Below are 19,616 nucleotides of genomic sequence, written 5' to 3'. Positions count from 1 at the left end.
GCTCGCCGCCCCTACTCCTCCTCCGCCCCCGGGGTCCGCACCGCCTCCACCCGCACCCCGGCCCGCACACCCCACCCGGCCATCGCCCCCGCCTCGGCCTCCAGCACGTGCCGGGCACGCGGCCGCGGCAGCCCCAGCCGGCCCGGGCGCATGGTGCGCACCGCGATGACGGTGAGCCGCCGGTCCAGATAGGCCACGTCGATGGGGAACCGCATCCGGAAGGTGTGCACGCTGCTGGCGGGCGTCAGCAGCAGCGCCCCGTCGACCGAGTCCCGCCCCAGCAGCCCCCGCGTACGGGCCCGGTAGGACGCGGCGATCTCCAGCGGCACGGTGACCGCCCTCCCGTCCGGTCCGCCCGCCACGACCAGGCATCCCCGCCCGTCCCGCCAGCGCCGCCCCATGCCGACTCCCTCCCCGCGCCGCGCCCCGGCGCCCCGCCGGACCGCGAAATGCCGTTGTCCCGCGGTCCGGGCCAAGTGTAGGAAGGGCCAATGACCGCACTCGGCGTCGTGTTCCGTCCCCAGCTCGCCCCCGAACGGCTGCGTGCCGTGGCCCGCGTCGCGGAGGACTCCGGACTGGAGGAGCTGTGGCTGTGGGAGGACTGCTTCCTCGAAGGAGGTATCGCCACGGCCGCCGCCGCCCTCGCGTGGACCGAACGGCTCCGGGTCGGCGTCGGGCTGCTCCCCGTGCCGTTGCGGAACGTGGCCGTCACCGCCATGGAGGCCGCCACCCTGCACCGGATGTTCCCCGGCCGCGCGGTCCTCGCCGTCGGGCACGGCGTGCAGGACTGGATGGGCCAGGTCGGGGCGCGGGCGGAGTCGCCCTTGACCCTGCTGCGGGAGTACCTCCTCGCCCTGCGGGCCCTGCTGCGCGGGGAGCGGGTGACGACCGGGGGCCGGTACGTCCGGCTCGACGACGTCGCCCTCGACTGGCCGCCCGCCCAGCGGGCCGAGGTGCTCGCCGGGGTCACCGGACCCCGTTCCCTGCGGCTCGCCGGGGAGGCCGCCGACGGCACCGTCCTCACCGCGGCCAACCCGCCCGACGCCGTGCGGCGGGCCCGCCGGCTCGTTGACGAGGGGCGGACGGCCGCCGGGCGGACGGAGCCGCACCAGGTGGTCGTGTACCTCCTCGCGGCCACCGGACCCGGCGCCGCCGAACGGCTGCGGGCCGAGCAGCGGGCCGAGGGCCTCGCGGCGGTGCCGGAGCTGGGTGTCGCCGGGGACGCCGACGCCGTCGCCAAGGCCGTCCGGCGGCTCGCCGAGGCCGGCGCCGACACCGTCGTCCTCCAGCCGACCGGGGACGAGCCCGACCCCGAGGGCTTCGTACGGTTCGCCGCCCAGCAGGTCCGGCCCCTCCTGGACTAGAACCGCCGACCGCCGACCGCCGACCGCCGACCGCCACCGGCCCACCGGCCGTACCGACCGGCACGACCCACAGATCGGATCCAGCGCCCCATGACCCCCGCCGCCGCCCGCTCCTTCGACGAACTCGTGGCCGAGGGCGCTGCCGTCCCCACCGAAGGGTGGAACTTCTCCTGGTTCGAGGGGCGGGCCACCGAGGAACGGCCGTCCTGGGGGTACGCGCGGTCCATGGCCGGGCGGCTGGCCGGGGCCGGCGCCGTACTGGACGTACAGACCGGCGGCGGCGAGGTCCTGGACCTCGCCCTCGGCCTCGCCGCCCCCGACCGGCCCCTGCTCGTCGTCGCCACCGAGGGGTGGGCGCCGAACGTCGCCAAGGCCACCGGACTGCTCCGCCGGCGCGGCGTCGCCGTGGTTGCCGCGCCCGACGACGCGCCGCTCCCCTTCGCGGACGGCGCCTTCGACCTCGTCGTCAGCCGGCACCCCGTCCGGCCGCACTGGACGGAGATCGCCCGCGTGCTCCGGCCCGGCGGTACGTACTTCGCCCAGCACGTCGGGCCCGCCAGCGTCTTCGAGCTCGTCGAGTTCTTCCTCGGCCCCCTGCCCGAGGAGAACCGCACCGCCCGCCACCCCGACCTGGAGCGTGCCGACGCGGAGGCCGCCGGGCTGGAGGTCGTCGGCGTGCGGGCGGAGCGGCTGCGGATGGAGTTCCACGACATCGGCGCCGTCGTCCATTTCCTGCGCAAGGTCGTGTGGATGGTCCCCGGGTTCACCGTCGAGGAGTACCGGCCCCGCCTCCGCGAGCTGCACGACCGCATCGAGGCCGACGGGGCCTTCGTGGCCCACAGCGCGCGCCAGCTCTTCGAGGCCCGCAAGCCGGACGCGTAGCCCCCGGCCGCCCGCAGGTGCCCGCGCGGGCGGACATGGCCAGGAACTGCCGTTCGATCCGCCGCGCGCCCGCCGCCGGTCGAGTGATTCCCGCGGTCCTCGTCATGAGGGGACGTCAGGACCGACGCGGGCCGGCGGCCGTCCTCGAAGACGGGGAAGTGTGCCCGGCTGGGTGGATCATTCCGGGTGTTCGTGACATACCTTCGCAAATATCCGTGCTCCGGAGGGAGCGTGCGGAATCACCCCGCGATCCTCACAGGGTTTCCACATCGTTATCCACCACTGAGCCGCACGGGTCGCAACCGCCCGCCGTGATCACGTAGATTCAGAGCAGGTAATTCGCGTGAGCAAAGCTGCGCGTGCGGCACCGTGCAGTGGAGGGGGCTGCGCGGTGCCGGGTCAAGCGGGCGTTCGCCGGTGGTGTCACCCGGTGGTGGGACGCGGAGGCGTTCCGTCGTACGAGGCCCGGCGCGGAGGTGAAGCCCCGCGTGGACACTCCCGTCACCCGCCTGTCACCCGTCTCCCGTGGAATTCCAAGGGAATGGCCGCGTTCTGGCCATGATTCAGGGCGGAATGGGCTATTCCGTGACCACCCGGGCGTCGCCGGACGATTCCGGAGAGTAGTTGTGGCACGCCGATGCGCGCGACTTCACTTACGAAGGGTTATGGTGGAAACCCCCCCTCGGGCCGGTCCGTCTCCCCCCCCACGGACCGGCCCGTTTTTTCTGCCCTCGGTGACGCCCCGCCCGCCCGGCTCCCGCTGCACCGCCGCCGCCGGGCCCGCCCGCACCCCGACCCGCCCGGGTGCCCCGAGGGGCGCCTGTCATGAGGAGTTCACCGGTGCGTCGTCCTGCGCCGTTGCATGGCGAAGCTCGTTCCCGGGCATAAGGCAAGCAGGTCGACGCCCGAACCACGGGCATCGGATCTCAGCGGACGGCACGTAGCCCGTCCGCCCGGGAGGCCCTTTGCACCAGCCCTACCGTGCGGTCACGGCGCGGAAGAAGTGGCGGAGGGCCGGTTCGCGGCCCGCGCCCGTGCAGGGCGGCCGACGACCGGCCGGCTCTTTCCCGCCCTCCCGGCCCAGCGTCCACTTCGTCGCTCCCCGACCTCTTCCGAGGGGGTACGTCCTTCCGTGGTGACCAGCACAAAGCGCCACAAGCCAGATCGGCGCACCTACGTTCTCGACACCAGCGTCCTGCTGGCCGACCCAGGCGCCCTGAACCGCTTCGACGAGCACGAGGTCGTGCTCCCGATCGTCGTGGTCACGGAGCTGGAGGCCAAGCGGCACCATCCCGAACTCGGCTACTTCGCCAGGCAGGCACTGCGCCTGCTCGACGAGTTCCGCGTGCGGCACGGCCGCCTGGACGCCCCCATCCCGATCGGGGATCTCGGCGGGACCGTGCGTGTCGAGCTCAACCACTCGGACCCCAGCGTGCTGCCCACCGGCTACCGCCTGGGGGACAACGACTCCCGCATCCTCGCGGTCGCCCGCAACCTGCAGGCCGAGGGGTTCGACGTCACCGTCGTGTCGAAGGACCTCCCGCTCAGGATCAAGGCGTCCTCCGTCGGCCTGCTCGCCGAGGAGTACCGCGCCGAGCTCGCCATCACGGACGCCTCCGGCTGGACCGGCATGTCCGAACTCACCCTGCCGGGTGAACAGGTGGACGTGCTCTTCGAGGAGGGCCGGGTCCACGTCCCCGAGGCCGCCGAGCTGCCCGTACACACGGGTCTGACCATCCAGTCGGAGCGCGGCAAGGCGCTCGGCCGCGTCACGCCCGACGGGAACGTCAGGCTGGTGCGCGGCGACCGGGAGGCGTTCGGCATCAAGGGCCGCAGCGCCGAGCAGCGCATCGCGCTCGACCTGCTCCTCGACCCGGACGTCGGCATCGTGTCGATGGGCGGCCGGGCCGGCACCGGCAAGTCGGCGCTGGCGCTGTGCGCGGGACTGGAGGCCGTGCTGGAACGCCGGCAGCACCAGAAGGTGATGGTCTTCCGCCCGCTGTACGCGGTCGGCGGACAGGAGCTCGGCTACCTGCCCGGCTCCGAGGCGGAGAAGATGAGCCCCTGGGCCCAGGCGGTCTTCGACACGCTGTCGGCGGTCACCAGCCGCGAGGTCATCGAGGAGGTCACCGCCCGCGGCATGCTGGAGGTCCTGCCGCTCACCCACATCCGCGGCCGCTCGCTGCACGACGCGTTCGTGATCGTGGACGAGGCCCAGTCGCTGGAGCGGAACGTCCTGCTGACCGTCCTGTCCCGCATCGGCGCCAACTCGAGGGTCGTCCTGACCCACGACGTGGCGCAGCGGGACAACCTGCGGGTGGGGCGGTACGACGGAGTCGTCGCCGTCGTCGAGAAACTGAAGGGCCATCCGCTCTTCGCCCACGTCACGCTGACCAGGTCCGAGAGGTCGCAGATCGCGGCGCTTGTCACCGAAATGCTGGAGGACGGGCACATCTGAGAACTCCGACCCGACACGGGTCGGTTGTCCCGACGGTCGACGCCGTCCGGAAAGGCGAAGAGCCTAGCCGGGCGGCGTCTTCGCGCGGGGAGGTTTCTCGAAATCCCCAGGGCCAAACGGGATGTGAGCTTTCACACGCAGCACAGAATTGCCTCACCCCGGCGGGTTACGGCAGAGTCTCATTCCTGTCAGGCCCCGCATACGACACATCTGTACCCCCAGCGGTACGGCACCACAGAAGCACCAGATCCAACTCCATAGCAGCGTCGTATGCCGCCCGAGCACCACGCGGCGCTCCCGTCAGGGAGTTGTCCACCGGGCCCGTGCCTTCCGTGACCCGTAGTTGGGGAGGCCAGTGCCAGGGGCACGATTGCGTCCGCGAGGGTCACCGAAGCGGGCGATGCTGGAAGGAAACCGTGTGAGCCGGATCTCGGTCCGGGGATTCGCAGTGGCCTCGGCCACGGCGGTCACCGCAGTCGGAAGCGTCGTCGGCGTTGCCTCGGGCAGCACCGCGCAGAACCACGACGCGGAGGCGACGGCAGCAGGCACGACGCTGCTCGCGGACATCCCCATGGGCGAGCAGGCGCAGGTGCAGACCGCGTCCCTGACGCAGCAGGCCGACGTACAGGCCATCGCCGCGGACGTGAGCGCCAAGAAGGACGCCGAGGCAGCGGCCCGCAAGGCAGCCGCCGAGACCGCCGTCGCCAAGCAGGCGAAGGCGAAGCAGGCGGCCGAGGAGGCCAAGGAGCGCAAGGCGGAGCAGGAAGCCGCCAGCCGCGACGCCGAGCGCGAGTCCGTCAGCTTCGCCGTCCAGAGCTCCTACAGCGTCGGCCAGATCCAGGCGATGGCGCGCCAGATGGTCCCCAGCGGCCAGTTCCAGTGCTTCAGCAACATCGTGGACCACGAGTCCAGCTGGAACTACCGGGCCGTCAACGCGTCCTCCGGCGCCTACGGCCTCTTCCAGGCCCTGCCCGGATCCAAGATGTCCTCGGTCGGCTCCGACTGGCAGACCAACCCGGCCACCCAGATCAAGTGGGGCCTCAACTACATGGACAGCCGCTACGGCAGCCCGTGCGACGCCTGGGCCTTCTGGCAGAACAACCACTGGTACTGAGCCGGCCCGGCACGGCCCGCCGCTCAACCTTGCGCAGCCCCTCACCGTCCTACGGTGAGGGGCTTTCGCGCTCCCGCCGTGTACGGTCGGACGGGAACGACTCCTGGGGGGGAGTGGTGGGGACGGACGGGGGAAGAGGACGGATCATGTCGCGAGTGCCAGGGTGGCTCGGCCGGCTCGGCGCCGGACTGACCCGGATGAGCAGGCAGTTGGACCAGCGTCGGGCCGAGGCGGAGAGCGAGGACCCCGAGACCGACGGCGTCGTACCGGGGCACGTCCCGGTGCACATGTCCGCGCCGGACACGGACCACGCGTCCGCCGGGCACGGGCACACGTTCGTGGACCACACGCCCGTCGTCCGGGACCGGCCCGACCCCGCCCATGCGGTGCCGTGGGGCATGCGGGTCGCGGCCGAGGCCGGATGGCGGCTGCTGGTCCTTGCGGGCACCCTCTGGGTGCTGATGAAGGTGATCAGCGCCGTGCAGCTGGTGGTACTGGCGTTCGTCGCCGCACTGCTGATCACGGCCCTGCTCCAGCCGTCGGTGGCGTGGCTGCGGCGGCACGGGGTGCCCCGCGGACCGGCCACGGCCCTCACCGCCATCCTCGGATTCGTGGTGATGGGCCTGATCGGCTGGTTCGTCACCTGGCAGGTCATGGAGAACATCGACAACCTCTCCGACCAGGTCCAGGACGGCATCGACGAGCTGCGCAACTGGCTGCTGAACAGCCCCTTCCACGTCACCGACAAGCAGATCAACGAGATCGCCAAGAGCCTGCGCGACGCGGTCGGCGCCAACACCGACCAGATAACCTCCGCGGGACTCGAGGGCGTCACGGTCGTGGTCGAGGCGCTCACCGGCATCCTGCTGGCCGCCTTCTCCACGCTGTTCCTGCTCTACGACGGCCGGCGCATCTGGCAGTGGACGCTCAAGCTGGTGCCCGCCGCGGCCCGGCCGGGTGTCGCCGGTGCCGGCCCGCGCGCCTGGCGGACGCTCACCGCGTACGTGCGCGGCACGGTCGTGGTGGCACTGATCGACGCCATCTTCATCGGCCTCGGCATCTACTTCCTCGACGTGCCGATGGCCGTGCCGCTGGCCGTGTTCATCTTCCTGTTCGCCTTCATCCCGCTCGTCGGCGCGGTGGTCTCGGGCGCCCTCGCGGTCGTCGTGGCGCTGGTGACGCAGGGCATGTTCGCGGCGGTCATGACGCTCGTCGTCGTGCTGGTGGTCCAGCAGATCGAGGGCCACATCCTCCAGCCGTTCATCCTCGGGCGCGCGGTGCGGGTCCACCCGCTCGCGGTGGTGCTGTCGGTGGCCGCCGGCGGCATGGTGGCCGGCATCGGCGGCGCGGTGGTCGCCGTACCGCTGGTGGCGGTGACCAACACCGTCGTGGGCTATCTGCGGGCCTACTCCCGCGAGACCGCCGTCCGGCAGACGCCCAGGCCGCGCGGCGCGACCCCGACCGACGCGTCCCCGGCGGCGGAACAGCGGCCCGGTCCCGACGGGGCCGAGCCGGCGCCCGAGACGCCCCCGGCCTAGGGGGGTGTCTGCCACATGCCCGCGGCGTCGCCGCGCTCATGTGTCAGACACCCCCTAGGGACGCGAAAGGGCCCCGCTCACCAGGACGGTGAGCGGGGCCCCTTTCTGCCGGGTCCGGCGGGACTACTGGGCGAGGACCGCCTCGGCGTCCAGCGTGGCGCCGACGGCCTCGACCACGGCGGCGATCTTGAAGGCCTCCTGGATGACCTCGCGGTCGATCCCGGCCTTGCGCAGCACCTGCTCGTGAGAGTCCAGGCACATGCCGCAGCCGTTGATGGCGGACACCGCGAAGGACCACAGCTCGAAGTCGACCTTGTCGACGCCCGGGTTGCCGATGACGTTCATCCGCAGACCGGCGCGCAGGGTGCCGTACTCGTGGTCCGACAGCAGGTGCCGGGTGCGGTAGAAAACGTTGTTCATCGCCATGATGGCGGCGGCCGACTTGGCGGCCGTGTACGCCTCGGGCGAGAGGTTCGCCTTCGCCTCCGGCTCCAGCTCGCGCAGCACGATCGGGGAGCGCGAGGCGATGGCGGTCGCCAGCACGGTGCCCCACAGCTGCTGCGCCGGGAGGTCGGAGTTGCCGATGACCGAGCCCAGGTTGAGCTTCAGGTCCTTGGCGTAGTCCGGTATGGCGGACTTCAGGGAGTCGAGGGACATGTCGGTCACTCCCCGGCCAGCAGCGCGACCGGGTCGAGGGTCTCGTCGCCCTTGCTCCAGTTGCACGGGCAGAGCTCGTCGGTCTGCAGGGCGTCGAGGACCCGCAGGACCTCCTTGGGGTTACGGCCGACCGAGCCGGCGGTCACCATGGAGAACTGGATCTCGTTGTTCTGGTCCACGATGAACACGGCGCGCTTGGCGAAGCCGTCCTCGCCCTCGATGCCGAGGTCGCGCATCAGCTCGTGCTTGGAGTCCGCCATCATCGGGAACGGCAGGTCGGTCAGGTCCGGGTGGTCCTTGCGCCAGGCGTGGTGCACGAACTCGGAGTCGCCGGAGAAGCCGAGGACCTGGGCGTCACGGTCGGCGAACTCGTCGTTCAGCTTGCCGAAGGCGGCGATCTCGGTCGGGCACACGAAGGTGAAGTCCTTGGGCCACGCGAAGACGACCTTCCACTGACCCTCGTAGGTCTTGTGGTTGATCTGCTCGAACTCCTTGCCCTTCTCCAGCGAGACGCAGGCGGTCAGATCGAACTCGGGGAACTTGTCACCGACAGTGAGCACGCGCTCTCCAAAAGTGCAGCGAAGAAACACCCAGTTTGCAAGTGTTTCCCATGGGTTGGACGTTAGTGATGTTGGCACAGAGTGCATTGATTAGTGAAATAGCTACACTCGGTCGAGTTGATCGGAGGTGGCTATTAGTGACAGGGAAGAAGAGGCAGCCCAGCCTCGCCCAGCTGCGGGCTTTCGCCGCGGTCGCCGAGCATCTGCACTTCCGCGATGCCGCCGCCGCGATCGGCATGAGCCAGCCGGCGCTCTCCGGCGCCGTCTCCACGCTGGAGGAGACACTCGGTGTCACCCTCCTGGAGCGTACGACGCGCAAGGTGCTGCTCTCTCCGGCAGGGGAGCGGCTCGCCGTGCGGGCGAAGGCGGTGCTGGCCGAGGTCGGGGCGCTGCTGGAGGAGGCGGAGGCGGTGCGCGCGCCGTTCACCGGGGCGCTCCGGCTCGGCGTCATCCCGACCGTGGCGCCGTACCTGCTCCCGACGGTCCTGCGGCTGGTCCACGACCGCTATCCCGACCTCGATCTCCAGGTCCACGAGGAGCAGACGGCGAGCCTGCTCGACGGTCTCGCGTCCGGCCGCCTCGACCTGCTGCTGCTGGCGGTCCCGCTCGGTGTTCCCGGCATCACCGAACTGCCGCTGTTCGACGAGGACTTCGTGCTCGTCACCCCGCTCGACCACCGGCTCGGCGGCCGGGAGGGCATCGGACGGGGCGTGCTGCGCGAGCTGAACCTGCTGCTGCTCGACGAGGGCCACTGCCTGCGCGACCAGGCCCTCGACATCTGCCGGGAGGCCGGCCGCGCGGACGTCCCGGCGACCACCACGGCGGCGGGCCTGTCGACGCTGGTGCAACTGGTGGCGGGCGGCCTCGGCGTGACGCTGCTGCCGCGCACGGCGGTCCGCGTGGAGACGTCCCGCTCCAGCCAGCTCCTCACCGGTTCCTTCGCCGACCCGGCACCCAGCCGCCGCGTCGCCCTCGCCATGCGCACGGGCGCGGCCCGCTCCGCCGAGTACGAGGAGCTGGCGGTGGCGCTCCGGGAGGCCATGGAGGACCTCCCGGTGCGCACGGTCCGCGGCTGACGGGCACCGCGCCGGGACCGCCGGCGCCCGCGGGCGCGCGGAGGCCCGGACGGGCACGGGATGCGCGCCGCGTCCGGGCCCGGGCAGGCCGGGGGGCTACTCCGTCCGCAGGCCCTCCGGCCGCATCAGGCGCAGCAGCGGCGGCAGGCTGGCCAGGGTCACCACCAGGACGACCGCGGCGCCGATGCCGGTCATCGACAGGACGCCGGCCCAGTCGACGGCGACCGGGGTGGCCGTCATCTTCAGCAGCACCGTGCCCAGTGTCAGGCCGACCACCGTGGCCAGCACCAGTCCCAGCGCGATCGGTATCGCGGTCTGCCACAGCACCGACAGGCTCAGCGTGCGGCGCCGGGTGCCGAAGGCGACCAGGGACGACAGCAGCTTCCTGCGCTCGCGCAACTGCTCCAGCTGCGAGACCAGCAGACTCGCGCCGATCAGCGCCAGCACGCACGCGGCGCCGACGAACAGACCGGTGCGGATGGCGTCGAACCGGCCGGTGCGCTCCGTGGCCGACCAGACCATCGGGTACGCCAGCGGATCCAGGGCCGCCGCGGTGTTCCGCACCCGGTCGTACACGTCCGGCACGGACTCGTCGAGCCTGAGGTAGGCGTGCCCGGTCAGCGCCGGGGTGAGCGACTCGGGCAGCGCCTTCGGCGTGATCAGGAATCCGCCCCGGTCGATCCCGGCGAGCAGGCCCCTGCGCGGCGCCGCCTCGTGGACACCCGACGGCACCTTCCAGGGGAGCTCCAGGCTCCTCTTAGGGTTGCCCTCGTACGTCGGGTCGAGGTACATCGTCCGGCCGGGCTTCGCCAGCGCCATCACGTCGACATCGGTGTCCCACTCGGCTCCGCGCACGGCGAAGACGTCACCGTCGCGGCAGGAGGTCAGCGTCGCGATCTCGCGCAGCGCGACGCAGTCGCCCACGGTGACCGTCGTCGTGTTCTCCGGGTCACTGCGCCGGTCGCCGAGGTAGCCCTCGGAATAGGAGAAGACCTCGTCGACCCCCCGGGTGGCCCGGAACCTGCCCGCGGCCGCGGCCACCGGTGCCTCGCTCGGCAGGGCCACCTCCATCTGCGCCTGCGTGGGGTCCTTCCCGGTGCTCCGGGTGTAGTCGTCGTCCACGCCCGCGAACAGCATCTGCAGGGCGATCGCCCCGGCGACGGCCACGGCGATGCCGTTGACCATGCGGGCCGCCGTGCCGCTGCTCAGTTGCAGCCGGCGCACGGCCAGCTGCCAGGACACGGCACCCGGGCCGAGCCGGGCGACGACCGTCTCCACGATCCACGGCAGCAGCGCGGTGACGCCGACGAGCAGCAGGACGACGCCGCCGCTCACCAGGTACTGGTTGAAGTCCCCGTTGTCGCGGCCCTGGCCGACCATCGGGTACAGCATCGCCAGGCCGGCCACCGGCAGCAGCAGCCGCCACCACAGGCGCCGGCGCGCGGGCCTGGCCGTGCGCACCACGCCGAGCGGCTCGATGACCACCCCGCGCAGCGCCAGCAGCGTCACCATGACGGCCGCCGCCGGCACCGCCACCGCGACCAGCAGCGCCAGCAGCGGGGACGGGTTGAGGTAGCTGGGGAACACGCTGATGCGGAACACCTCGGCCGTCCCCGCGAGCTGGCGCCCGATCAGGAAGAACACGGCCCCGAAGAGGAGTCCGAGCACCGCGCCGGCCAGCGCCTCGCCGGCCGCGATGCGCCGGGTCATGCGGCTGTCGGAGCCGACCAGCCGCAGCGCGGCGAGCCGCCGGTCGCGCCGCTCGCCGCCGAACCGCACGGCGGCGGCGATGAATACCGCGACGGGCATCAGCAGCACCACGAAGACGACGAGGACGAGGAGGAGGAGCACGGGGTCGGCCTGCTCGGTCCCCGGATCGGGGTCGCCGAAGTGGTCGATGCGGACGATCCGGCCGCCTTCGAGGTACGGCTCGAGCCCGTCGGCGCCCCGGAAGAAGGCGAGTTCGTGCGAGCCGATCAGCCCGCTCTCCCCGATCGTGCCGCTGATCCGCTCCGGGAGCCGCTCCCGCAGCAGTGCGCCGGAGTCCGACTCCAGCAGCTCCTTCAGCGCGGGGGACACCACCATCTCGCCCACGGCCGGGAACTTCGCCACCCCCGGCGGCAGCGGGGCCTTCGGCCCCTCGACGTCCAGGGCGCGGCCCCGGACGGTGTCGTCCCGGAAGTCGGTGTCGACGTTGGCGACGATCAGGGTGTCGTCGGCCTTGGCGGGCACGTCGTCGGTGAAGGTGATGTCGGTGCGCGCGGCCTCCCGCTCGTGGCGGACGGCGAGGGCGTTCGGCAGGGCCGTCGTGAGCAGCAGCAGTGCCACGCCCAGCCCGACGCCGACGGCCGTCAGCAGCGCCCGGGTCCAGCCCTCGCGCCCGCCGGTGACGGTGAAGCGCACGCCCAGGGCCAGGTCGCGGGCCCACTGGCCGACGTTCATACGGCGCGCTCCATGTCCCGCGACCTGCCGTCCCGTACGACGACCTCGCGGTCGGAGTACGCCGCCACCCGCGCCTCGTGCGTGACCAGCACGACGGCGGCGTTGGTGGACCGGGCGGCGTCCGTGAGCAGCTCCATGACCCGCTCGCCGTTGAGGGAGTCCAGGGCGCCGGTCGGCTCGTCGGCGAACAGCACGCGGGGGTTGGTGACGAGCGAGCGTGCCACGGCGACGCGCTGCCCCTGACCGCCGGAGACCTCGCCGGGCCGCTTCTTTCGCAGGTCGTCGACCTCCAGCCGCTCCATCCAGGTCAGCGCGGCCCGCTCGGCCTCCTTGCGGGAGGTACCGTTCAGGCGCAGCGGCAGGGCGACGTTCTCGACGCAGGTCAGCTCGGGCACGAGCTGCCCGAACTGGAACACGAAGCCGAACTCCGAGCGGCGCAGCGCGCTGCGCTGGGCGTCGGACATGGCGGACAGCTCCCGCCCGTCGTACGTGATCGTGCCCGAGTCGGGGGTCACGATGCCGGCGAGGCAGTGCAGCAGCGTCGACTTGCCGGACCCGGAGGGGCCCATCACGGCGACGACCTCGCCCGGGTGGATGGAGAACTCGGCGCCGTCGAGGGCGAGCGTCGGACCGTAGGCCTTGGTCAGCTTCTCGGCCGAGAGCAGGGAACCCGCGGGAACGGTCATCGGGCCACCGCCTCACGGAGCTTGTCGAGGCGCGCGGCGGTGAGCTCCAGCCAGCGCAGGTCGGCCTCGAGGTGGAACAGGGCGTGGTCGCAGATGAGCTGGTCGGCGAGATCGCCCCTGCGCTTGCGGTCGGTGAGGATGCGCATGCTGCGCAGGTGCTCCGAGCGCTGGGTGTCGAGGACGTCGGCCGCGTCGCGGTGGGTGAGCAGCGCGAGGACGACCTTGGTGTAGAGCGTGGACTGCAGGTACGGCTCGGGCTTCTCGGGCGTGGCGAGCCAGTGCTGGACGTCGGTGATCCCGGCGTCGGTGATCGCGTACCGCTTGCGCTCGGGACCGCCGCCCGTCTCTATGCCGTCGACGACGACGAGGCCGTTCTTCAGCAGGCGGGACATCGTCGAGTAGACCTGGCCGTAGTGCAGCGGCCGGTCGTGACCGAACTTCTCGTCGAAGGCACGCTTCAGGTCGTAACCGTGGCGCGGCCCGGACTCCAGGAGTCCCAGGAGGGTGTGACCGATGGACATGTGCAGCACTCTACACACGGTGTATACGCACCATGTATACGCCGAGTGGAGAGACCGTGGCGCGGGGTGCGGGTCCGCAGGTCGGAAGCGTTTGTCACGGTTCCGCTACGACGGAGGCCGCGCCGTCGCGAGGTGCGACGACGCGGCCGGTCCGAGGGCGGTCACGACGGGGGCGTCCCGTCCGGGCCGCTCCTCGGGGGACGCCCCCGGCGGGGCAGCGGTCCGGTGTCCCCGGGCAGGCGGCCCGCCTCCGCGAGCGCCCTGCGCAGCAGAAACTCGATCTGGGCGTTGGCCGAGCGCAGCTCGTCGCCCGCCCAGCGGGCCAGTGCCTCGTACACCTGCGGGTCCAGCCGCAGCAGCACCTGCTTGCGCTGCTGCGGCCGGCGCTTGGGGGCCGGGCCCTCGGACGGGGTCGTCACTGGTAGAGCGTCCCCGTGTTCAGGACCGGCTGGGCGGCGCGGTCGCCGCACAGCACGACCATCAGGTTGGACACCATCGCCGCCTTGCGCTCGTCGTCCAGCTCCACGATGTCCTGCTCGCTGATGCGGGCCAGCGCCGCCTCGACCATCCCGACCGCGCCGTCCACGATCTGCCGCCGTGCCGCGACCACCGCGCCGGCCTGCTGCCGCTGGAGCATGGCCGAGGCGATCTCCGGCGCGTAGGCGAGGTGCGTGAAGCGGGACTCGATGATCTGCACGCCGGCCGCCTCCACGCGCGCGTGCAGCTCGACGGCGAGCTTCTCGGTGATCTCCTCGGCGTTACCGCGCAGGGAGAGGCCGTCCTCCTCGTGGGCGTCGTACGGGTACTCGATGGCGATGTGCCGCACGGCGGCCTCGGTCTGGGTGGAGACGAACTCTATGTAGTCGTCCACCTCGAAGGTGGCCTGCGCGGTGTCCTCCACCCGCCACACCACGACCGCGGCCAGCTCGATCGGGTTGCCGTACGCGTCGTTCACCTTCAGGACGGCCGTCTCGTGGTTGCGCACCCGCGTCGAGATCTTGGTGCGCGAGGTGAAGGGGTTCACCCAGCGCAGCCCGTCCTGCCGGATCGTCCCCCGGTACCGGCCGAAGAGCTGCACCACCCGCGCCTCGCCCGGCGCCACCATGTTCAGCCCGCACATCGCCAGGAACGCGGCCAGGGCGATCACGATGCCTCCGGCGATCAGCCCGGCCTTCGCACCGGTCGCCGACACCGCCGTGGCGGTGACGATCATCCCGACGCCGGCCAGCAGCCCGACCAGCCCCAGCAGCAGCGCGAGCCCGCCGCCGATGCTGGGCGCCTGGGTCTCCCGCACCCGCGGGGCCGGCATCTCTGGCACGTCGGCCCCGACCTGCGGCTTCTCCTGTACGGACATGAGTGGTCCCCCCGTTCTCGCGGAGCGCGCTCGCACGCACTCGGTGATTGCCTCGATTTAGCTAAGTGATATCACTTTAACAGGTCATGGCAACCTTGAACCCCGTTCGCACGTCGGTTCCCTTGGAACGGGTGCTGATTCTCACGTCCGCAGGAGACGGGATCCGCGGCCGTACGCCACATCTCCCGGTGTTAGCTTTCTGAGCTGACCTGAGCGGCGAACCTGTGCGACGGGTGAGCACACACGACCGAATCGGAGCGGATCGGACCCATGGGACGAGCGGAAGAGAGAAGAGCGCGTCAGCGCGGTGGCCGCCGCGCGGCGCCGAGCCGACGCCGCTCGTCGCAGAAGGACGACCGGAGCCTCATACGCCGGCTGTTCACCTGGAAGAAGATCCTCGGCACGTTCTTCGGCGTGATCCTGCTCGGCATGGGCGCCTTCATCGTGCTGTACATGGTGATCGACATACCCGAGGGGAACCCCGACGCCCAGCGGCAGGGCAACGTCTACAAGTACAGCGACGGCTCGATCATGGCCCGCAAGGGCTACAACCGCGAGATCGTCGACCTGGCCAAGGTCCCCAAGGACGTCCAGCACACCTTCGTCGCCGCCGAGAACAAGACCTTCTACAAGGACTCCGGCGTCGACCTCAAGGGCACCGCGCGCGGTGTGCTCAACACGCTCTCCGGCAAGGGCGCGCAGGGCGGCTCGACGATCACCCAGCAGTACGTCAAGAACTACTACCTGACCCAGGACCAGACCGTCTCCCGCAAGCTCAAGGAGCTGGTCATCTCCCTGAAGCTGGACCGGGAGAAGCCCAAGGACTACATCCTCGCCGGGTACATCAACACCAGCTTCTACGGCCGCGGCGCCTACGGCATCCAGGCCGCCGCCCAGGCCTACTACCGCGTCGACGCCGAGGACCTCACGGTCGAGCAGGGCGCGTACCTCGCCGCGCTGCTCCAGGCGCCCAACCAGTACGACTGGGCCATCGCCAGCGACACCGGCAAGCGGCTCGTCCAGGAGCGCTGGAACTACGTCCTGGACAACATGGTCGAGCAGAAGTGGCTGAGCGCCACCGACCGCCAGGCCATGAAGTTCCCGGTCCCCATGGAGCCCAAGCCCGCACCCGGGATGGAGGGCCAGACCGGCTACCTGGTCGAGGCGGCCAACACCGCGCTCAAGAAGCAGCTCGTCGCCGGCGGCAGCGCCGAGGACATGAAGCAGGCCGACGCGCTGGTCGAGGCCGGCGGCTGGACCGTCACGCTCAACGTCGACAAGAAGAAGCAGGTGGCGCTCGAGAAGTCCGTCAAGGAGCAGCTGACCAGCAAGCTGGACCCGTCGAAGCGCGACGTCGACGCCGACGTCCAGGCCGGCGCCGTGTCCGTGGACCCGAAGACGGGCGCGGTCGTGGCGATGTACGGCGGTGTGGACTACGTCAAGCACTTCCGCAACAACGCCACCCGTGACGACTACCAGCCCGCCTCCACCTTCAAGCCGGTCATCCTCGCCGCCGCCGTGGACGAGGACGCCGAGACGCAGGACGGCGTGCCGATCACGGCGAGCACCGGCTACGACGGCACGAGCAAGCGCCCCGTGGTGGACGGCGGCCGGGAGGTCGGCTTCGCCCCCGAGAACGAGGACGACGCCGACTACGGCGACATCGACGTCCAGGAGGCGATGAACAAGTCGGTCAACTCCGTCTTCGCGCAGATGGGTGTCGACGTCGGCATGTCCGAGGTCGTGAAGGTCGCCGGCAAGCTCGGCATGGAGACCGAGGGCATGGAGGCCGTCCCCGCGCAGACCCTGGGCAGTATGGGCGCGAGCCCGCTGGAGATGGCCGGCGTCTACGCCACCCTCGACAACCACGGCAAGAAGGTCACCCCCGCCGTCGTGAAGTCGGTCGAGCACAACTCCCGCACGGTCGACTTCCCCGACCCGATCGGTGACCAGGTCATCAGCCGCGAGGCCGCCGACACGGTGACGTCCGTGCTGACCGGAGTGGTCGACGACGGTACGGCCAAGAGGTCCGTGCGCGACAACCCGATGCGCAACGGCCAGCAGGTGGCCGGCAAGACGGGTACGTCCGACAACAACAAGTCGGCCTGGTTCACCGGCTTCACGCCCGGTCTGGTCACCTCCGTCGGCCTGTTCGGCGAGGACTCCAAGACCTTCGCCCAGGTCCCGATGTACAAGGCGGGCGGCGAGCCCCGCGTCAACGGCGGTGGCTTCCCGGCGCAGATCTGGGCCGCGTACACCTTCGGCGTGATGAAGGACGTCACCGAGTTCGACCTCGAGACCAAGCAGGGCGCCGCCGTGCAGCCCAGCACCTCGCCCACGGTCACCGAGTCGCCGTCCGAGTCGCCCTCGGAGGAGGAGACGGCCGAGGAGACGCCGACCGAGGAGCCGACGACCGAGGAGCCGACGGAGGAGCCCACGACCGAGGAGCCGGAGGAGTCGCCGTCGATGTCCCCGTCGAACAGCCCCTCGACCGAACCGCCGACGGGCGGGGCGTCCACGGACCCGGAGGACCCGCTGTTCCCGGGCAACGGCAACGGCCGGCGCGAGCAGTAGCCGGCGGACCGCCGGCAGGTACGTGAAAGGGCGCCCGGTGCTCACCGGGCGCCCTTCCGTGTTCCCGCCGGTTCCCCTCAGCCCCGGTTCAGCTCGAACCAGACCACCTTCCCGGTGCTCAGCCGGGTCGCGCCCCAGCGCCGGGCCAGCCGGTTCACCAGGTACAGCCCGCGCCCGCCCTCGTCCGTGGCGCGCGCCTGCCGCAGCCGCGGCAGCTGCGGTACCTCGTCGCCGACCTCGCAGCGCAGCACGTCGGTGCGCAGCAGCCGCAGGGAGACCGGCTTGGTCGCGTACCGCACCGCGTTGGTCACGACCTCGCTCACCAGCAGCTCCACCGAGTCCGTGAGGTCCTCCATGCCCCAGCGGGCCAGGGCGCGCCGGGCCAGCCGGCGGGCCCGGCCGGGTGCCGCGTCCTCCGGCTCCAGGGTCCAGTACGCCACGTCACTGGGCGCGATGCCGTCGAAGCGGGCGGCGAGCAGCGCGATGTCGTCGTCCCGGTCGCCCGGCCCGAGCATGTCCAGCACCTCGTCGCACAGGGCCTCCAGGGGCGGCGGGTGGTCGGGGCCGGTGAGCTGCGCGGTCGCCGCGAGGCGCTCCCGCAGCTGCTCTATGCCGGTCCACACGTCCCGCAGGCGGGACTCGACGAGGCCGTCCGTGTAGAGCAGCAGGGTGGCGCCGGCCGGGGCCTCCAGCTCCACGGCCTCGAAGTCCACGCCGCCGACGCCGATCGGGGCGCCCGCGGGCACCCGCAGCACCTCGGCCCGTCCGCCCAGGTGCAGCAGGACGGGCGGCGGGTGGCCGGCGTTGGCGACGGTGATGCGGTGCGCGACCGGGTCGTACACGGCGTACAGGCAGGTCGCCATGCGGTCGGTGCCGAGGCGCTGCGCCTGCTCGTCCAGGTGGTGCAGCACCTCCTGCGGGGGCAGGTCGAGGCCGGCCAGGGTCTGCGCGGTGGTCCGCAGCTGGCCCATGATGGCCGCCGACGTCATCGAGTGGCCCATGACGTCCCCGACGACCAGCGCGACCCGGCTGCCGGGCAGCGGGATCGCGTCGTACCAGTCGCCGCCGACCCGTGCCGTCTCGGCGGCCGGCAGATAGCGGGAGGCCAGCCGCACGCCGGTGCAGCGCGGCAGGTTCTCCGGGAGCATCGTGCGCTGGAGCTCGTCGGCGATGTACGCCTCGCGCCCGTACAGCACCGCCTTGTCGATGCCGAGCGCGCTGTGCGTCGCGAGCTGGGCGGCGACCAGCAGGTCGTCGCCCTCGAAGGCGATGCGCTCCGGGCCGCGCAGGAACAGGGCCGCCCCGATCACCCGGCGCCGGCCGCGCAGCGGCGCCAGGATCGCGCGCCGGCCGCCGGGCACGGCGAACTCGCCACCGTCGCCGAGCAGGTCGGGCAGGGCGGCGCGGGCCGCGGCGGTGTCCGTGAAGACCGGGCGCACCCCGCGCAGCACCTCGGCGAGCGCGCTGCCGGGCCGCACCTCGCACAGCTCGGAGCCGACGGCCTCCAAATCGGAGGGCTCGGACTGCGCGAGCGGGAAGCCGCCCTCGGTGTCCCGCTCGGCCGGTATCCGGTCGGTCCGGCGCAGCCGCAGCACCAGCGGGCCGGTGGGCCGCTCGTCGCCGACCGGCAGCGGCTCGCGCAGATAGACGAGGATGGCGTCCGCGAAGGTCGGCACGGTGGCCCGGCACAGCCCCATCACGATCTCGTCCAGGTCCATGCCCCGGGCGATCCGCCGGGTCGCGGCGCCGACGAACCGCAGCCGGTCCCCGTCCCGCCGCATGGGCGTGGGCCGTCCGGGCGCGGTGGGCTGCCCGGTACGCCGGTCCGGCGCCGGGGCCGGGTCACGGCCGTCCTGCCCCGCCGGCGCGCCCGTCCCGTCCGGCTGGACCGGGACGCCCTCGGCCGCGGGCCGCGGACGGTGGGTGCCGGGCTCGGCGGCGTGCTCGGCGCCCGGCTGGGAGTGCTCGAAGGCGGCCGCGCCGGGCACGGGCGGCGTCTCCCCGTCGCGCCCCTGCGCCGGTAAGGCGGCCTCGGGTGCCCGCGGCGGCACGGAGGAACGCAGGAACGCCCCGCGGGAGTCCGTGGGGTCGTCGCCCGTCGGGGGGCGTTCGAAGGAGGTCGGGTGCTCCGTCACGCGTGTCGAATCCATCCGTCCGGGACTGCGCGCGGCGCGTGCAGTTCGTCCCGCAGAAATCCCGATACCCGGAAGACGTGCCCCAGGAACGGAATTCCCGCGTGGTCAGAGGCTGTTCCTGTGCCACCGGCGGGCCGTCCGCGGCCCGTGCCGGCCTTGCCCTCGTACCCCTCGCTCACGTCCTGCCGCCCCTCGGTGACGATCGGTCAAGCACCGTGCACGCTCCGCCGGTTGCCGCTGCGACCCTTGCGGAGG

Annotated in this window: 16 protein-coding genes; 7 read left to right on the top strand and 9 right to left on the bottom strand. The window is 72.0% G+C overall.

Annotation, left to right across the window (positions count from 1 at the left end; genetic code table 11):
* Positions 1 to 11: 11 nt before the first annotated feature.
* Complete coding sequence (locus tag ACFWJB_RS16485) at positions 12 to 401, bottom strand: DUF192 domain-containing protein (protein ID WP_385471848.1); 390 nt, start codon at positions 399 to 401, stop codon at positions 12 to 14.
* 90 nt (positions 402 to 491) lie between these two features.
* Between ACFWJB_RS16485 and ACFWJB_RS16480 the strand changes: the two genes are divergently transcribed.
* The 5 genes from ACFWJB_RS16480 (at position 492) to ACFWJB_RS16460 (ending at position 7,356) form a co-directional block, all read left to right on the top strand.
* Positions 492 to 1,364, top strand: a complete 873-nt coding sequence (locus ACFWJB_RS16480) for an LLM class flavin-dependent oxidoreductase (RefSeq protein ID WP_386922920.1) — start codon at positions 492 to 494, stop codon at positions 1,362 to 1,364.
* Positions 1,365 to 1,454: 90 nt separating this feature from the next.
* Entirely contained in the window at positions 1,455 to 2,246 is a 792-nt protein-coding gene (locus ACFWJB_RS16475; protein ID WP_386922918.1) for a class I SAM-dependent methyltransferase, read from the top strand.
* 1,132 nt (positions 2,247 to 3,378) lie between these two features.
* Positions 3,379 to 4,704: a PhoH family protein gene (locus ACFWJB_RS16470; protein WP_385471857.1), complete on the top strand. Its 1,326-nt coding sequence runs from the start codon at positions 3,379 to 3,381 to the stop codon at positions 4,702 to 4,704.
* A gap of 418 nt (positions 4,705 to 5,122) precedes the next feature.
* Positions 5,123 to 5,818 carry a transglycosylase SLT domain-containing protein gene (locus tag ACFWJB_RS16465; protein ID WP_385471860.1) on the top strand — a complete coding sequence of 232 codons (696 nt, stop codon included), beginning with the start codon at positions 5,123 to 5,125 and terminating at the stop codon, positions 5,816 to 5,818.
* A 146-nt stretch (positions 5,819 to 5,964) separates the two neighbouring features.
* Positions 5,965 to 7,356 carry an AI-2E family transporter gene (locus tag ACFWJB_RS16460; protein ID WP_386922915.1) on the top strand — a complete coding sequence of 464 codons (1,392 nt, stop codon included), beginning with the start codon at positions 5,965 to 5,967 and terminating at the stop codon, positions 7,354 to 7,356.
* Between the two features lie 123 nt (positions 7,357 to 7,479).
* On the opposite strand, the gene ACFWJB_RS16455 is transcribed toward ACFWJB_RS16460, so the two are convergent.
* Both ACFWJB_RS16455 and ACFWJB_RS16450 read right to left on the bottom strand, forming a co-directional pair.
* A complete protein-coding gene (locus ACFWJB_RS16455) occupies positions 7,480 to 8,013 on the bottom strand; it encodes an alkyl hydroperoxide reductase (protein WP_385473160.1) in 534 nt (177 codons plus the stop codon).
* Positions 8,014 to 8,018: 5 nt separating this feature from the next.
* Positions 8,019 to 8,573 (bottom strand): peroxiredoxin, encoded by a 555-nt coding sequence (locus ACFWJB_RS16450; protein ID WP_385473157.1) that lies wholly within the window; start codon positions 8,571 to 8,573, stop codon positions 8,019 to 8,021.
* A 137-nt stretch (positions 8,574 to 8,710) separates the two neighbouring features.
* Between ACFWJB_RS16450 and ACFWJB_RS16445 the strand changes: the two genes are divergently transcribed.
* Complete coding sequence (locus ACFWJB_RS16445) at positions 8,711 to 9,649, top strand: LysR substrate-binding domain-containing protein (protein WP_385473154.1); 939 nt, start codon at positions 8,711 to 8,713, stop codon at positions 9,647 to 9,649.
* Between the two features lie 96 nt (positions 9,650 to 9,745).
* Here ACFWJB_RS16445 and ACFWJB_RS16440 read toward each other — a convergent pair whose 3' ends face one another.
* The 5 genes from ACFWJB_RS16440 to ACFWJB_RS16420 form a co-directional block, all read right to left on the bottom strand.
* Positions 9,746 to 12,091 (bottom strand): ABC transporter permease, encoded by a 2,346-nt coding sequence (locus tag ACFWJB_RS16440; RefSeq protein ID WP_386922912.1) that lies wholly within the window; start codon positions 12,089 to 12,091, stop codon positions 9,746 to 9,748.
* The gene (locus ACFWJB_RS16435; RefSeq protein WP_386922910.1) at positions 12,088 to 12,777 is read right to left on the bottom strand and encodes an ABC transporter ATP-binding protein; all 690 of its coding nucleotides are present in this window, start codon (positions 12,775 to 12,777) and stop codon (positions 12,088 to 12,090) included. Before ACFWJB_RS16435 ends, ACFWJB_RS16440 begins: the two co-directional genes overlap by 4 nt.
* Positions 12,774 to 13,298 (bottom strand): PadR family transcriptional regulator, encoded by a 525-nt coding sequence (locus ACFWJB_RS16430; protein ID WP_385473146.1) that lies wholly within the window; start codon positions 13,296 to 13,298, stop codon positions 12,774 to 12,776. The genes ACFWJB_RS16435 and ACFWJB_RS16430 overlap by 4 nt, the downstream gene beginning before the upstream one ends.
* Positions 13,299 to 13,459: 161 nt before the next feature.
* Positions 13,460 to 13,717: a hypothetical protein gene (locus ACFWJB_RS16425; protein ID WP_385469360.1), complete on the bottom strand. Its 258-nt coding sequence runs from the start codon at positions 13,715 to 13,717 to the stop codon at positions 13,460 to 13,462.
* Positions 13,714 to 14,652 (bottom strand): SPFH domain-containing protein, encoded by a 939-nt coding sequence (locus ACFWJB_RS16420; RefSeq protein WP_386922908.1) that lies wholly within the window; start codon positions 14,650 to 14,652, stop codon positions 13,714 to 13,716. Before ACFWJB_RS16420 ends, ACFWJB_RS16425 begins: the two co-directional genes overlap by 4 nt.
* A 270-nt stretch (positions 14,653 to 14,922) precedes the next feature.
* Here ACFWJB_RS16420 and ACFWJB_RS16415 point away from each other — a divergent pair, with 270 nt between their 5' ends.
* A complete protein-coding gene (locus tag ACFWJB_RS16415) occupies positions 14,923 to 17,226 on the top strand; it encodes a transglycosylase domain-containing protein (protein WP_385469356.1) in 2,304 nt (767 codons plus the stop codon).
* Positions 17,227 to 17,303: 77 nt separating this feature from the next.
* On the opposite strand, the gene ACFWJB_RS16410 is transcribed toward ACFWJB_RS16415, so the two are convergent.
* Positions 17,304 to 19,376 carry a SpoIIE family protein phosphatase gene (locus ACFWJB_RS16410; RefSeq protein ID WP_386922905.1) on the bottom strand — a complete coding sequence of 691 codons (2,073 nt, stop codon included), beginning with the start codon at positions 19,374 to 19,376 and terminating at the stop codon, positions 17,304 to 17,306.
* Positions 19,377 to 19,616 lie beyond the last annotated feature (240 nt).

The organism is Streptomyces sp. NPDC127100 (assembly GCF_042724095.1).
Taxonomy (GTDB): Bacteria; Actinomycetota; Actinomycetes; order Streptomycetales; family Streptomycetaceae; genus Streptomyces.
This window is presented reverse-complemented; position numbering and strand designations above follow the sequence as displayed.